Below are 13,804 nucleotides of genomic sequence, written 5' to 3'. Positions count from 1 at the left end.
CTGCTCCGTGATATGACATTGAAGGAGGAAAAATTCAAGCTTAAGACGCCTGATCCTTCTTTATCTTTTGCTGGTCGGGCTGCAATTGTTCAATTTGCCCCAGAAGGTCTTCTGCCAAATCAGCAACCTGTTGAAGTCTTTCTTCCTTACGTGTCTGGTTTTCAATAATCAGACGCGCATCTTCTATGGACTTCTGAGCATCATCGGTCAGCTGCCCTGCCTGCAGATCCTTGATTTCATCAGCCATAAGAAGTGCTGTCAGAAACAAAGCGTGAGTTTCATTATTTGGAGCAAGATTTGCCCTGACGGTATTTAAACGCCGTTCAACTTCCTGCGCGAGCGATTGAACGTGACTTTCCTCGCCATCCTTGCACCCGACGACATAGGTCGCCCCTGTGATATTGAGCGTAACCTGCGCCATGAATCACCCTTTCTTTTCTTCGACCGCAGCAGTCCCTTGCAGAATTGTGGTAATTCTGCTCTCCAAAGCATCAATCTGCGCTGTTACCCTGGCAAGTTCAGCCTCTTTCCGCTTCTTCTCCTCTGCAATGTAACTATCCCGCTGCTCAAGGATAAAGGCCATACGCACCAGCGCATTCTCCAGCCTTTCAACGGGATCATTATTATGGAGTTCCGACTCAGGATGCTCTGTCATATCCGCTTTAATTCCCTTATGTTTTTTCAACAGTATCAGGGGTTCTTCTTGTCTGAAAAGACTTTTCTTTCTCTTAAAAAGATTTCAGGCGGATTTTTGTATCCCTGCATGAGCAGGACTGGAAAGCCTTTCGAGACTCTGGCATCATGAGCCGAAATGAAAGATTTTGATCTCTACCCCTCCCTGACGTTCCAGAATGATAGCGAGTCTTTTGCGAACCATTTATCAGACATTGTCGCGCATCCTCGCGTCTCAGCCTTCCGGCTGGATTTCTCTGAATCCTTTTCTGGAACTTTCATCAAATCCCTGACGTCCCTCCTCCGCACTCACGACGTCGCCCTTATTCTGGCTCCCCCAGAAAAGCCCGACTTTGGAACACTTCCTCTAATAGAGAGTGACGGTATACATTTTCGTGACGTAGCGGCCCTTAAAGCGGGAATTTCAGCTTTAAAATCATTCAGACTGCAAACAGGCTGTTTCTGCCAGACCCTTGATGAGGCCATGTATGCCGGGGAAGCTGGAGCGGATTATGTCTCATTCCCAGCTGAAGCCCTGGACGTCATAGAGAAATGGAGCGGTTTTGCTGAATTGCCCTGCGTTGCCGAATTGCCTTCCTCTCCCGCCTCAGCTCTTGAAGCCGTGGGGAAAGGAGCGGAATTCGTCTCATTTTCCTTAAATGGAGAGGTTAGTGACCTGAACTGGCTCCGCTCTCTCACATCCGAAGAAATTTAATATTCCGTTGCCGACTGATCGGGCACAATCACGGTACTGACCACATATAAAGTCCCGTTGGATTGTGGATATGGCTGGCTTGTAATACGCGCTGTCGCCCCATTAGCTGAAATGACAATCACCTCTCCTGACGGGAGAGGTCTCAAAAAGATTTTCTTGCCCGTCAGAGTCGTTGCTTCAGCATTGCCGTCATAGAGACGTGCCAGATGACGCAAACGTGCAAGACTGTAATTGCCGCGCAAAATCGTATCGCCCATCAGATCAGACAGCCGCTTCTGGTTGGCTGGCGCCATCAGGCCACCTGACCAGTTATGGCCATAGGATTCGAGAACACCATTCGGTAAGGCAAGAACGGTATAAGGCCCCTCTGCCTGCAACCACCGGACCCATCCGGCCTGCTGCACCGCCGCGTAATAATCTGACAATTCGATGGACGAACTCAGATTCTCATCAAGGGTGTTATCCTCATAGGAAACGGTCGGCGTCATATGATAGGCCAACGGGCTGTTGGGAGCCTGCCCTTTTCCCGACGGAATATATTGATTGGTAACCGACTCCGCTTCCGGCAGAAGCTCCGCATAAGTCGACTGTTTGACATAATAATGTGTCTGTCGATCAGGCTCGTTGCTTCCACATGCGGATAAAAGCCCCATATATCCGATGAGAGATCCTATCTGACAGCATGTTTTCATAAATGACGCATTACGGGACTTCAACAGCCATCTCCTCTTTTGCGCCACGATATAACACGGTCATTCACCAGCTCAAACAGCGTCTGACATGATGTTGTGGAATAGCTGGGAGGAAGCCCCCCTGCCCCCCATGGGCCGGGGCCACCCCAGAATCCATAACCGCCGCCCCAGCCCCATCCCCAGTCTGGAGAGCCCGGGAAATATTGCGTATCCGTCACAAGATAAGACATGAAATCATGATTCTGCGTACGAAAAGTCGCTGAAGGGACCCCAAAAGTCCTCACGACTTCAAGCGATGACTGCCCGATAAGTGAATTAAGGAGCTTTTTCTGCTGCAATGGGGATGTTGCGCAACCTGACAGAAACAAACCCGTCAGAATTACCGAAAATGCGTATCCCCAAACGAATCGCCTACTCATTGTCCTCATTTCAGCCCCCTGCCCCTAATCCCTGATCCCTGATCGTATCATGATTCTGATCCTACCACGTGACGTCATCCAAACCAGAGAGTATCCTCAATCCGGGGTGCTCCTGTTGCGAGCATAACGAGACGATCAAACCCTACAGCGATTCCAGAACAAGGGGGCATATAAGGCAGATCCCGCAGAAGATCTTCGTCCAGAGGCCAATCACGCTCTTCGTAAAGCGATACTCTACGGGCTCTATCCTCTGTAAAACGCACTCTCTGCTCTGCCGCGTCTGTCAGTTCCTCAAACGCATTTCCCAGTTCCAACCCAGCCGCATAGAGCTCAAAACGAAGTGCCGCGCGCGGCTCCTGAGGATCACGTCTGGCCAGAGCAGCTTGCGGTGAAGGCCAGTGCGTCAGGAATGTGGGTCTCTCACGCCCGATATAGGGTTCTATTTTTTCCATCATCAGACGGAAAAACAGGTCCTCCCAGTTTTCACCTTCCCGCAAAGTAACACCGGCCTGACGTGCTAGCGCCGGGGCATCATGAATTGTGCCGAGCAGATCAGCCCCTACATATTGGCGGAAGGCATCCTGTAGCGTCAGACGTTCGAAAGGCTCTGTCAGAGTCACTTTATCCGGTCCATATACCAGAATCGGGGGCAAAACTGTTTTTAGGAATTCCTCGGTTTCATCCATCAGAGACGCAAGGTCAGCGCCGGGGCGATACCATTCCAGCATCGTAAATTCCGGCAGATGTGTCGCGCTTTTTTCACCATTTCTCCAGACACGGGCGAATTGATATAAAGGGCATTGCAAAGCTGCAAGAAGGCGCTTCATGGCAAATTCCGGACTCGTGTGCAGAAATCTTTTTTCTGATGGCGTGCCATCGGGCTTTTCGAGCCATGTTGAGAAGCAATGCAAATGCACCTCTTCGCCGGGCGTTTTCACGAGATAGGGTGTTTCCACTTCAAGATAATGACGTTCATCAAAAAATTTTCTGCCGGCACGCATCATTTCCATCCGTTTTTTAACGATGGGAGCCTTATCAGCCAGAGCACGTAAATGATGAGAAAGAGAAACCATAAACCCCGTCAGGTAAAATGCTGTATAATTTCATAGCAAAGCAGGAACAGTTTTTGTTGCATAACTCAGTCAAGCTTCGCTAGAGCCAATTTATGCAAAACGCCCATGAACCTTCTTCTCTCTCCACTCTTCGTACGCCTCAATCTCTCATAGACGCAGGACTGGCAACAGAAAAAGACTATGCCCTGCTTGAAGAAATTGGCCAGCATTATGCCACAGCCATTCCGCCAGCATTTCAATCTCTAATCGAAACTCCTTCAGACCCGATTGGGCGGCAGGTCATCCCCAGCGCTGAAGAGCTCGTTATTCAGGATTATGAAAGAGAAGATCCCATTGGTGATGAAGCCTATTCCCCTCTTCCAGGTTTAATTCACCGCTATGAAGACCGTGTTCTTCTCAAACCTTTATTAATCTGCCCTCTCTATTGCCGCTTCTGCTTCCGGCGCGAACATGTCGGCCCTGATGGCGGTCTCTTAAGCGAAGAAGCTCTGCTCAGGATTTTTGACTGGCTTCATAACCATCCGGACATTCAGGAAGTGATTCTCTCTGGTGGCGATCCTTTGATGCTTTCTCCCCGGCGTTTGCGATTCATCATGGAGCATCTGAATGCTATTAATCACATCCAGACAATCCGTATCCATTCCCGTGTTCCTGTTGCCGCACCTGAACGCATCACGAACGACCTGACAGAGGCTCTCGAAACCGAAAAAGCGCTCTGGATTGTCATCCATACCAACCATGCACGAGAGCTGAGTCCTGATGCCCGCATGGCAATCCGTACATTAGTCACATCAGGAATCCCGCTTCTTTCACAATCGGTATTGCTGAAAGGTGTGAATGACACCGTCGCTGCATTGGAGGAGTTGTTACGAGGTTTGATCCAGAACAGGGTGAAACCTTATTATCTGCATCATCTTGACCCCGCTCCCGGCACAGCTCATTTTCACGTCCCTATTGAGCAGGGCCGCGCGCTTCTCGCCGCTTTGCGTGGGCGTGTTTCAGGCCTCGCCTGGCCACATTATGTGGTTGATATTCCAGGTGGAAAAGGTAAAGTCCCCATAGGGCCAGAATATTTGCTCCCCAAAGAGAGCCCGGAGTCCCCTGAAGAGACTGTGAGATCTCCGAAAGGAACAATTCACCGGTTTCGTTAAAGAAGAAGGCAGAGGCGCCTTGCATCTCCCCCCTCGCTGACGCTAGAAACCGCTATAGAAATAAAACCGGGATTATCACCAAAGCGGAGAACCGACTTCCATGAAACAGCAAGCCAACCTTATCAGAGCTGGACAGGTTATTGAACATAACGGCCGTCGGTGGACGGTTCTGAAGCAGCAGATTCTTACTCCCGGCAAAGGCGGTGCCTTTATCCAGGTGGAAATGCGCGACCTGACAACAGGCAATAAAACCAATGAAAGATGGCGTACAGCTGACACGGTCGAGCGTCTTGTCACAGAAGATAAAGACTACATCTATTCCTACATGGATGGCGAAAATATTGTTCTGATGGATCCTGAGACCTTTGAGCAGACAATGCTGCATCAGGATATTCTGGGCGACCAGCTTGCTTTCCTTCAGGATAATATGCCGCTTAGCGTTAAGCTGGTGGAAGGTGATGCGGTTGCTGTAACGCTGCCTCCTCATGTCACACTGGAAGTTGCTGAGGCCGATCCTGTTGTCAAAGGCCAGACGGCCAGCTCCTCCTATAAACCGGCTCTGCTTTCCAATGGCGTCAAGACACTCGTGCCTCCTTTTGTTGAAGCTGGTGAACGTATTGTCGTCCGCACAGAAGACGGTTCTTACGTAGAACGCGCCAAGGACTAAGTTAATGCGCCTATCCCCCCATATGGCTGTTATGCACAATGCTGTGCAGAAAGCCGCCCGCTCTCTCTTGCGGGATTTTGCTGAAGTCGAACAGCTTCAGGTCAGTATCAAAGGTCCGGGAGATTTTGTCTCCCAGGCTGATATGAGAGCTGAAGCCACAATTAAAGAAGAACTGAATCGTGCACGCCCGGGCTATGCTTTCCTTATGGAGGAAAGTGGCGCATCAGGCAGCGATAACTGGAGCTGGCGCTGGGTTATCGACCCGCTTGATGGCACGACGAACTTTCTTCATGGGATGCCTCACTGGGCTATTTCCATCGGCCTGCAACGCCGTATGCCTGATGGAAGCATAGAGCTTGTCGCAGGCGTGGTTTATAACCCTGCCGCCAATGAGCTTTTCTGGGCAGAAAAAGGCGTTGGCGCTTTTCTGAATGAACGTCGCCTCCGCGTTTCTGCCAGACGCAAACTTTCAGAAGCGGTCTTTGCCACAGGGATCCCCTTTGCCAAAGTGTCTGAAGAACACAGAAAGCCCTTTGGTTACGTACTGGGTGCCCTGATGCCTAAAGTCGCCGGGATCAGACGCTTCGGCGCGGCAGCTCTGGACCTCGCATGGGTTGCAGCTGGCCGTTTTGAAGGTTATTGGGAACTTGGGATTCGTCCATGGGACTGCGCGGCAGGCATGCTTATCGTAAGAGAAGCAGGCGGCTACGTAACAGATGCGGCAGGAAATGATCTTAGCGCCCTCGATGAGGAAGAAATCGTGATCGTTGCGGGCAATCCGCATTTCCATGGGCCTTTGAAAGACCTAGTCCAAAGCTCGATTATCAAGGCCTCCACTCCCTGAAACAGACTTCCGGCAAGACATGAAGAGGGTTGCAGGAGAGAGCTTCCCCCGGTTAGGATTACATTATGAGAACCAGACTGACTGTCTCTTTCCTGTTATGCACTTCCCTTATTTCAGGTCTTGCCTGCTATAAGGATGCAATGGCGCAGATTTCGACCAATCTTGACGCCCTGCCTCCTTCACCCCCACCCTCTTCTCCAAAGACGCAGTCGGCAAAACCGGCACGGGTTCATACCCCCCCCCATGCGTCTGAGGCACATAGTTCGGTAAGCTCCACAATCTCCGCTGCACACAGATCGGAAAAAGCCCCCCCTTCTCCCCCCGGTTATACGACAATTCCTGCTGTGCCTGCCGCCGCCCCGACAAATGTCGTGATTGCGCCACCTTTTGTCCCTGTTCAGAAACATCCTCCAGTTGCTCCTGAAGAGGTTAAGGCTGATCCCAAGGCAAAAAGCTCTTTCGTGACGCTCAGCCCCACAGAGATACGAGTTCTTTTCGGCGCGCAATCGGCCGCCATTAATCAGGCGACCCTTGATTCAATCACGGCTCTTGCCAGAACACTCGCAGATCAGCCAACGAAACGGATCCGGCTTGAAAGTTATGGCGCTGCCGTAGCCGATGATGCCTCCATGCCGCGCCGTATTTCACTCGAACGGGCGATTATTCTGCGTTCTCTGCTCATGCTCAATCATGTTGCCAGCACGAGGATTTACCCAATCGCTCATGGTGCGCCAGAGGCTTCAGACAAGAATCCACCGGACCGTGTCGATATCCATATTCTTGAAAATCCTGTCAAAATTACGCCTGACTCTTCCATGCCCGAAGCGGCAGCCACCTCACATTAAGGAGAGCCGATAAGCCATGACACGCCCTACATCCTATCTGGTCAGAATGTGCCTGTTCCTTCTGATTATTACAGCTCTGGCTGGCTGGCTCTGGCCAATGCTTGTCCATGCGTTCATGTCCAATCCGGGACTGTGTGGAACGATCGTTGCAATTATGTTCATTGGCGTGATCTGGAATATTCATCTCGTCATCAGGCTTTATCCTGAAATTAATGGGGCCGAAAGTTTGCGTCAGGCTCGTTCCGGTCTGGCAACCCGGCGCAAGATGCGCCTGCTCGGCACCCTTTCTACTCTGGTCGGAAAAGTGGAGACTGATGAAAGAAAGCCTCTGGCACTTTCGCACCAGACGGCAGAAACAATTCTCGACAGTCTGAATATGCGCATGGATGAAGCGCGTGATATTTCACGTTATATAACGCAGCTTCTGATCTTTCTGGGGCTGTTGGGAACTTTTTACGGCCTGCTGCTCACGATCCGTTCGATTGCAGATGTCATTGGCGGCATGCCCTCAGCGGATTCTGACGTTGCTCTGATGTTCGACCATATTAAAAATGGTCTTGTAAAACCTCTCAGTGGGATGGCGACCGCTTTCTCCGGCTCCATGTTCGGGCTTGCCGGCGCTTTGATTGTTGGCTTTCTTGACCTGACAGCCGGGCAGGCTCAAAACCGCTTTTTCAATGAACTGGAAGACTGGCTCACCAACCAGACAACAGACATCGAACCGGCTGTCATTGCCGCAGCACCTTCTGCCCCTGTCTATGAAGCGGCACCTCTGCCTTCCAACTTGGAGAACTGGCTGCCTTACGTGCAGGATTTCATGAGCCTCACGACAGAAAATATTACGCTTCTACAACAAAATCAGGCTGTTTTACGTTCGATCGTGCGTGATAATCAGGAAAGCCAGCAGCAGCTTGTTGCCGCTCTGCGCGAGATATTGACGACCCTGGAACAACAGAACCGTGAGCAGGCCTCTATACAGATTCTTCAGGATATCGGCAGACAGATCAGAGTCATTCATGATGATTTGCGGGCCAGAGCCCATATGAGAGAAGAGCCATAACATCATGGCACGGCGCAGACGTAACGCACAAAAGGGAATCAATGCGTGGCCAGGCTACGTAGATGCCCTGTCCACACTTTTGATGGTCGTAACCTTTGTTCTGCTGATTTTTGTGGTTGGACAGCAGCTTCTTTCTGCATCGGTTTCACAAAAGGAACGCTCACTTTCTTCTCTCAAAGGGGAGCTTAGTCATCTGGCTGAACTTCTGTCTCTCAGTCAGAATGAACTCAAGCGGGCTCAAAATGATAACCAGCTTAAAGAAAGTCAGCTTGCCGCTCTTAAAACAGATCTTGCTGATAAAAGCAGTTCCATTGAAAAAATCAAAAATGAGAGTAACGCTTTCGAGGCCTCGCAACTCAACACGATGATCAGGCTTTCCAAACAGGTTACGGAACTCTCACGCCAGCTGGAAGTCCTTGCAAGTGCACTCGATATCGAGTCCAAGGCTGACCTTGCCAAAGACAAGCAGATTACTGATCTCGGGCAGAAGTTGAATATCGCTCTGGCCGATAAAGTCACGCAGCTGCAACGTTATCGCTCGGAATTTTTTGGCCGTCTGCGCGACATTCTTAAAAATAAACGTGGGATTGAAATTATAGGCGACAGATTCGTCTTCCCATCTGAAATTCTGTTCCCGACCGGCAGCGCTGAACTCACCGCTGAAGGCAAAAGGGAAATTCGGACATTGGCCCAGACCCTTCGGAGAATAGCCAAAACGATTCCCAACGATATCCCATGGATTCTGCGCGTTGATGGCCATGCGGATCTGCTTCCCATTCACACAATTTATGCCAGTAACTGGGAGCTTTCTTCAGCAAGGGCTATTACCGTTGTGAAAATGCTGATCTCAGAAGGGATTGACCCTCATCATCTTGCCGCGACCGGTTTTTCAGACTACCAGCCTCTGGCCAAAGGCTCGAGTCCGCAGGACCTTGCACGCAATCGCCGCATTGAATTCCGTCTGACAGATCGATGAGTCTTCATTAACAATCAGCCAATGCTGACAAACATTCCCGAATCACTTATAGACAGGCTATGACTGACACACCGCTCTCCCTTATCCGGAATTTCTCGATTATTGCCCATATTGATCATGGCAAATCGACTTTGGCTGACCGTCTTATCGAAGCGTGCGGTGCCCTGACCGCCCGTGAAATGAAAGGGCAGGTCCTCGATTCCATGGAGCTGGAACAGGAACGCGGTATTACCATCAAGGCTCAGACAGTCCGCCTGACATACCCGGCTAAAGATGGCAAAGTTTATACGCTTAATCTGATGGACACGCCGGGCCATGTGGACTTTGCCTACGAGGTCAGTCGTTCCCTGGCGGCCTGTGAGGGGTCTTTGCTCGTCGTTGATGCCTCTCAGGGGGTGGAAGCGCAGACATTGGCAAACGTCTATCAGGCTATTGATGCCAATCATGAAATTGTGCCTGTTCTCAATAAAGTCGATCTTCCTGCCGCTGAGCCTGAACGCGTCCGTGAGCAGATTGAAGAAGTGGTCGGCATACCGGCAGATGACGCTGTTGAAATCAGCGCAAAAACCGGCCTGAATATTGAGGGTGTGCTGGAAGCGCTGGTCCAGAAACTCCCTGCCCCTACTGGCGACGAAAAAGCCCCTCTTCAGGCTTTGCTGGTTGATAGCTGGTATGATGCCTATCTCGGGGTCATCATTCTCGTCCGCATCAAGGAAGGGCGCCTGAAACGCGGTGACAAAATCCGCATGATGCAGACTGGCGCCACGTATCATGTCGATCAGGTCGGTGTCTTCCTGCCTAAAATGAAGACTGTAGACTCCCTCGGCCCCGGTGAAATCGGCTATATCAACGCTGCGATCAAAACTGTGGCTGATTGTAATGTTGGTGATACGATCACTTTGGATAACCGCCCGGCAGAAAAAGCACTCCCCGGTTTTAAACCTTCTATCCCGGTTGTCTGGTGTGGTTTGTTCCCCATTGATGCAGACGACTTTGAAAAATTGCGTGACAGTCTGGGAAAACTGCGCCTCAATGATGCGTCTTTCCATTTTGAAGCTGAGACGTCAGCTGCCCTGGGCTTTGGCTTCCGTTGTGGGTTCCTTGGGCTTTTGCATCTCGAAATCATTCAGGAGCGTCTCTCGCGCGAGTTTGATCTCGATCTGATCGCGACAGCGCCTTCCGTTGTCTATAAAATTGAACGCACAAACGGCACGACTGAAGAGCTCCATAATCCTGCCGATATGCCTGATCTTTCCCAGATTGCTAAAATCGAGGAACCATGGATTAAAGCTTCAATCCTCGTTCAGGATGAATATCTTGGCTCCGTCTTGAGTCTCTGCAGTGAAAGACGCGGTATTCAGGAAGATCTGACCTATGTTGGCAACCGGGCCATGGCGGTTTACCGCCTGCCTCTCAACGAAGTCGTCTTCGATTTTTATGACCGCCTGAAATCACTGACACGCGGTTATGCCTCCTTTGATTATCAGATGGATGGGTATGAAGAGAGTGATCTTGTGAGGATCTCCATCCTCGTTAATCATGAACCTGTCGATGCGCTTTCATTTATCGCACATCGCTCTGCTGCTGAAATGCGTGGACGGGCCATTTGTGCCAAATTGAAAGATCTGATCCCCAAACAGCTTTTCAAAATTGCCATTCAGGCCGCCATCGGCTCCAAAGTGATTGCCCGTGAAACAATTGGCGCCTTGTCAAAAGATGTTACGGCAAAATGTTATGGTGGGGATATTTCCCGTAAAAGAAAACTTCTGGATAAACAGAAAGAAGGTAAAAAACGGATGAGGCAATTCGGTAAGGTCGAAATCCCTCAGAGTGCCTTCCTTGCCGCCCTGAAAATGGACTGAAATTTATGCCCAGAAGTGCAATCCTGCTCTGTGTTCGCAATGCGCGCAAAGACCTTCACTGGTGGATTGCACACCATCTGGCAGTGGGTTTTGACAGTTTATTGATCTGTGATGATCAGTCAGATGACGGTACATGGGAATTCCTGCAAATAGCGGCACACCGTTATGATATCAGGATTACCCGTACTGACCCCGCCATTTCCGATACCCTGGCGCGCCGGGAAGCCGCCCAGAGAGAACTGGTCCATCAGGCCAGTCAGTCTCTGAACTGGATTTTACCCTTATCTCTTGACGAATATTTCTACCCCGAAGGTGCTTCTGTCCGAGAATTCGTAAAGCAGTTGAAAGAAAGACATGGTGAAGAGATCTTCAAGCTGACAATGTCTTTTCCCATTAACTGGTGCATTTTCGGCTTAAACGGGCACGATGCTGATAAGTTGGATAGCCGCAGCCCTTCACCACGAAGTCTTTTTACCCATCACGCTCCCCGGGAGTTTGCAGACCACAGAATCGTCCGTTTTATCTGCCGCCCCGAAGCACTCCTGGAACATCTGCCGGACCCATTCAGCTGGACAGACCATGACGTGGATTGGTCGTTGGGGCGTATTTTACATGACGCCTCAGCAAGCTCCCAGGGGGCCATGCGTGACTATTACAACCATAATGAGGAATATTTTTCAGGCTCCAGGCGTTTCCTTGCTGAAAGTGATGCGATTGCCGCAAATCTTCTGCAAACCGCTCTTCTGGCTTTATCCTATCAGCTGAAAAACTCTGATCTTCCCGTCCCCTCAGAACAGAATGATCCCCCTCTCTTCAGGGTTTACGAAGTTGTGTCAGAGACCTCCCGCCTGGTGATCAATCCTGGTGAAGGGCAGCTTGTCTGGCAGGATAAGGATGAAATCGCCGAAACAATTTTCGTCCCATTCTATCTGATCGGTGATCTTAAAGATGAAGATCTCCCCGAGGAAGGATTATTTCTATGGGGATGGGCGCCCTCTGGAGACAAACCGGCTTCTTTCATGACGAAAAAGAATTCCGGCGGATGTCTTGAGACGTTACTGGACCTTCTTCCCCTCCATCTCAAGGAAGAAAAAGAGACAGCCTGTCTCATTAACAGACTGGACCAGAGCATCTTCCTTCCCGGCAAACCGGCTTTCTGGCTGGAAACTGTTGAAATCAATACGTCCCTTTTTCCTTCAGCGCCACGATTACTGACAAACTTGTCCTCCTTACTTCGTTATGGTCCTTCAGCATCAGGGCTTGTCAAAGCAATCAAGGAAAATTCCTGGGTCTCCCCGGCTCTTCTGGGGGCCGCCCTCTTCGCACTTTCTGACACGGACAGAGCGGCTTTGCTTCCCCCCTATCTTAGAGCGTTCTTCCGCACAGCATCAAACCCGTAACGGGACTCAGGGTTTCAGATGTCGGATATAACGTTTTCCAAGGCGATGATTCCTCCGTTCTATACATGAAAATACTATCATGATTTCCTCATGGCTTGACCGTTTTTTCCGCATTTCAGAACGCGGCTCCACAATACAGCGCGAGCTTACAGCCGGCCTGACGATTTTTAGTGCAATGGCCTATATCGTTGCGGTGAATCCATCAATTTTGTCTGCCACCGGTCTGGCCCGCCATGATATGGTGATGACCACCATCGCAGGTGCGATCGCCGGCACGTTGATCATGGCACTCTGGGCAAAATTACCCATTGCCCTTGCGCCTACCATGAGCAGCAATGTCCTGTTTACTGAAGTCATCATTGTACAAGGTCATTTTTCTCCCCAGATTGCCTTTACAGCTGTCTTTTTCAGCGGCTTATGTTTTACAGCCCTGTCTTTGACACAGATCAGGCAGAAAATTATCAGTGCCTTTCCTCCTGTCATTATTATCGGAATACAGGCCTCTATCGGGGCTTTTGCGGCACGATTGGGCCTCACAACGGCGGGCATCGCAGTCCCTTCCTCTGAAGGGCTGACATTTGGCTCTTTTTCAAACCCCTCCGTTCTGCTGACAATGGCAGGTCTCGTCCTTTGCGCCGTTTTTCTGATCCGCAAGATTCCGGCAGGATTTTTAATAACAGTTGCCCTGATGACCGTTATCGGGCTTTTCATCCCTGATAATCATGGGCATTTCATCACCCAATTGCCCGATCATTTTGCAGACTGGCCCCATTATCCCGTTCATTTGCTTTTCCCTTTCGATTTCGCCGGATTTTTCAAGCATATAGGGATATTGCTCCCTATCACGCTTTACCTTCTGCTCAGTGATTTCTTTGATGCAACCAGCACCTTGATGAGCGTGATACAACGCTCCAATGCCCAGAGTGCCTCTAAACCCTTAAAAGTGAATTCGCGCGCTTTTGTGGCTGACGGGTTCGCCAGTGTTATGGGCTCCAGCCTCGGCACCAGCACTGTTTCTGCCTATGTGGAAAACATCACAGGGGCAGAAATCGGTGCCCGTACGGGACTGACAGCTCTCATCGTTGCCTTACTCTTTCTCTGTTCCTGTTTTCTCTGGCCTTTAATCGCAGCCATTCCTCCCCTTGCAACAGCACCCGTGCTCATTATGGTTGGTCTTGGCATGGCAAGCTGCCTCGGGCAGCTTTCAGGCTCATTAGAGGAAATGCTTACCCCTTTATTGATGTTTCTGATTGCCGCTGTAACAGGTAATTTCATGCTCAGCCTGACGCTGGGGATGTTGTTTTACAGCTGCATCGCCTTCTTCACAGGGAAATTCTCTCGCCTGACACCGATCCTGCTGGGACTGGATGTACTGTTTGTTCTTTACCTGTTTCTACAAGGGCGTTTCTAAAAAAACCGTTTATCACT

The 13,804-nt window shown here is 50.4% G+C and carries 15 protein-coding genes and 1 other RNA gene (1 of these 16 only partly in view); 10 read left to right on the top strand and 6 right to left on the bottom strand.

All coding sequences use genetic code 11. The annotated features are described in order from the left end of the window. The 3 genes from ssrS to ACSYSY_RS02530 form a co-directional block, all read right to left on the bottom strand. Nucleotides 1–3: non-coding RNA, 6S RNA (gene ssrS, locus ACSYSY_RS02540), on the bottom strand; it reaches 156 nt to the left of the window's first position. Nucleotides 4–40: 37 nt separating this feature from the next. Next, nucleotides 41–421 (bottom strand): cell division protein ZapA, encoded by a 381-nt coding sequence (locus ACSYSY_RS02535; protein ID WP_491707762.1) that lies wholly within the window; start codon nt 419–421, stop codon nt 41–43. 3 nt (nt 422–424) lie between these two features. After that, nucleotides 425–655 carry a hypothetical protein gene (locus ACSYSY_RS02530; RefSeq protein ID WP_491707761.1) on the bottom strand — a complete coding sequence of 77 codons (231 nt, stop codon included), beginning with the start codon at nt 653–655 and terminating at the stop codon, nt 425–427. A 156-nt stretch (nt 656–811) separates the two neighbouring features. Here ACSYSY_RS02530 and ACSYSY_RS02525 point away from each other — a divergent pair, with 156 nt between their 5' ends. After that, the gene (locus ACSYSY_RS02525) at nt 812–1,387 is read left to right on the top strand and encodes a hypothetical protein (RefSeq protein ID WP_491707760.1); all 576 of its coding nucleotides are present in this window, start codon (nt 812–814) and stop codon (nt 1,385–1,387) included. Here ACSYSY_RS02525 and ACSYSY_RS02520 read toward each other — a convergent pair. From ACSYSY_RS02520 to epmA, 3 genes are all read right to left on the bottom strand, one after another. Then, the gene (locus ACSYSY_RS02520; protein WP_491707759.1) at nt 1,384–2,103 is read right to left on the bottom strand and encodes a fasciclin domain-containing protein; all 720 of its coding nucleotides are present in this window, start codon (nt 2,101–2,103) and stop codon (nt 1,384–1,386) included. The genes ACSYSY_RS02525 and ACSYSY_RS02520 overlap by 4 nt on opposite strands. Continuing rightward, entirely contained in the window at nt 2,100–2,498 is a 399-nt protein-coding gene (locus ACSYSY_RS02515) for a hypothetical protein (RefSeq protein ID WP_491707758.1), read from the bottom strand. Before ACSYSY_RS02515 ends, ACSYSY_RS02520 begins: the two co-directional genes overlap by 4 nt. A gap of 74 nt (nt 2,499–2,572) precedes the next feature. Then, nucleotides 2,573–3,571, bottom strand: coding sequence for an EF-P lysine aminoacylase EpmA (epmA, locus tag ACSYSY_RS02510; protein ID WP_491707757.1), 999 nt, complete (start codon nt 3,569–3,571; stop codon nt 2,573–2,575). 92 nt (nt 3,572–3,663) lie between these two features. On the opposite strand from epmA, the gene ACSYSY_RS02505 reads away from it, so the two are divergent. The 9 genes from ACSYSY_RS02505 (at nt 3,664) to ACSYSY_RS02465 (ending at nt 13,787) form a co-directional block, all read left to right on the top strand. Next, nucleotides 3,664–4,722, top strand: a complete 1,059-nt coding sequence (locus ACSYSY_RS02505; RefSeq protein WP_491707756.1) for a lysine-2,3-aminomutase-like protein — start codon at nt 3,664–3,666, stop codon at nt 4,720–4,722. Nucleotides 4,723–4,822: 100 nt separating this feature from the next. Continuing rightward, complete coding sequence (gene efp / locus ACSYSY_RS02500; protein ID WP_491707755.1) at nt 4,823–5,389, top strand: elongation factor P; 567 nt, start codon at nt 4,823–4,825, stop codon at nt 5,387–5,389. 4 nt (nt 5,390–5,393) lie between these two features. Next, a complete protein-coding gene (locus ACSYSY_RS02495) occupies nt 5,394–6,233 on the top strand; it encodes an inositol monophosphatase family protein (RefSeq protein ID WP_491707754.1) in 840 nt (279 codons plus the stop codon). A 65-nt stretch (nt 6,234–6,298) separates the two neighbouring features. Beyond that, entirely contained in the window at nt 6,299–7,078 is a 780-nt protein-coding gene (locus tag ACSYSY_RS02490) for an OmpA family protein (protein WP_491707753.1), read from the top strand. 16 nt (nt 7,079–7,094) lie between these two features. Beyond that, nucleotides 7,095–8,138, top strand: a complete 1,044-nt coding sequence (locus ACSYSY_RS02485) for a flagellar motor protein MotA (RefSeq protein WP_491707752.1) — start codon at nt 7,095–7,097, stop codon at nt 8,136–8,138. Between the two features lie 4 nt (nt 8,139–8,142). After that, nucleotides 8,143–9,114 (top strand): peptidoglycan -binding protein, encoded by a 972-nt coding sequence (locus tag ACSYSY_RS02480; RefSeq protein WP_491707751.1) that lies wholly within the window; start codon nt 8,143–8,145, stop codon nt 9,112–9,114. Nucleotides 9,115–9,173: 59 nt separating this feature from the next. Beyond that, nucleotides 9,174–10,976 carry a translation elongation factor 4 gene (gene lepA, locus ACSYSY_RS02475; protein ID WP_491707750.1) on the top strand — a complete coding sequence of 601 codons (1,803 nt, stop codon included), beginning with the start codon at nt 9,174–9,176 and terminating at the stop codon, nt 10,974–10,976. A 5-nt stretch (nt 10,977–10,981) separates the two neighbouring features. Then, nucleotides 10,982–12,376 carry a glycosyltransferase family 2 protein gene (locus ACSYSY_RS02470; RefSeq protein WP_491707749.1) on the top strand — a complete coding sequence of 465 codons (1,395 nt, stop codon included), beginning with the start codon at nt 10,982–10,984 and terminating at the stop codon, nt 12,374–12,376. Nucleotides 12,377–12,455: 79 nt separating this feature from the next. Beyond that, nucleotides 12,456–13,787, top strand: a complete 1,332-nt coding sequence (locus tag ACSYSY_RS02465) for an NCS2 family permease (RefSeq protein WP_491707748.1) — start codon at nt 12,456–12,458, stop codon at nt 13,785–13,787. Nucleotides 13,788–13,804: the final 17 nt, after the last annotated feature.

This window comes from Aristophania sp. ESL1100, from assembly GCF_058511235.1.
This window is presented reverse-complemented; position numbering and strand designations above follow the sequence as displayed.

Coding starts and splice junctions, on each gene's coding strand:
- epmA (WP_491707757.1), bottom strand. CDS start 3,571: ATGGTTTCTCTTTCTCATCATTTACGTGCTCTGGCTGATAAGGCTCCC.
- ACSYSY_RS02505 (WP_491707756.1), top strand. CDS start 3,664: ATGCAAAACGCCCATGAACCTTCTTCTCTCTCCACTCTTCGTACGCCT.
- ACSYSY_RS02485 (WP_491707752.1), top strand. CDS start 7,095: ATGACACGCCCTACATCCTATCTGGTCAGAATGTGCCTGTTCCTTCTG.
- lepA (WP_491707750.1), top strand. CDS start 9,174: ATGACTGACACACCGCTCTCCCTTATCCGGAATTTCTCGATTATTGCC.
- ACSYSY_RS02525 (WP_491707760.1), top strand. CDS start 812: ATGAAAGATTTTGATCTCTACCCCTCCCTGACGTTCCAGAATGATAGC.
- ACSYSY_RS02465 (WP_491707748.1), top strand. CDS start 12,456: ATGATTTCCTCATGGCTTGACCGTTTTTTCCGCATTTCAGAACGCGGC.
- ACSYSY_RS02495 (WP_491707754.1), top strand. CDS start 5,394: ATGCGCCTATCCCCCCATATGGCTGTTATGCACAATGCTGTGCAGAAA.
- ACSYSY_RS02535 (WP_491707762.1), bottom strand. CDS start 421: ATGGCGCAGGTTACGCTCAATATCACAGGGGCGACCTATGTCGTCGGG.
- ACSYSY_RS02470 (WP_491707749.1), top strand. CDS start 10,982: ATGCCCAGAAGTGCAATCCTGCTCTGTGTTCGCAATGCGCGCAAAGAC.
- ACSYSY_RS02515 (WP_491707758.1), bottom strand. CDS start 2,498: ATGAGTAGGCGATTCGTTTGGGGATACGCATTTTCGGTAATTCTGACG.
- ACSYSY_RS02490 (WP_491707753.1), top strand. CDS start 6,299: ATGAGAACCAGACTGACTGTCTCTTTCCTGTTATGCACTTCCCTTATT.
- ACSYSY_RS02530 (WP_491707761.1), bottom strand. CDS start 655: ATGACAGAGCATCCTGAGTCGGAACTCCATAATAATGATCCCGTTGAA.
- efp (WP_491707755.1), top strand. CDS start 4,823: ATGAAACAGCAAGCCAACCTTATCAGAGCTGGACAGGTTATTGAACAT.
- ACSYSY_RS02480 (WP_491707751.1), top strand. CDS start 8,143: ATGGCACGGCGCAGACGTAACGCACAAAAGGGAATCAATGCGTGGCCA.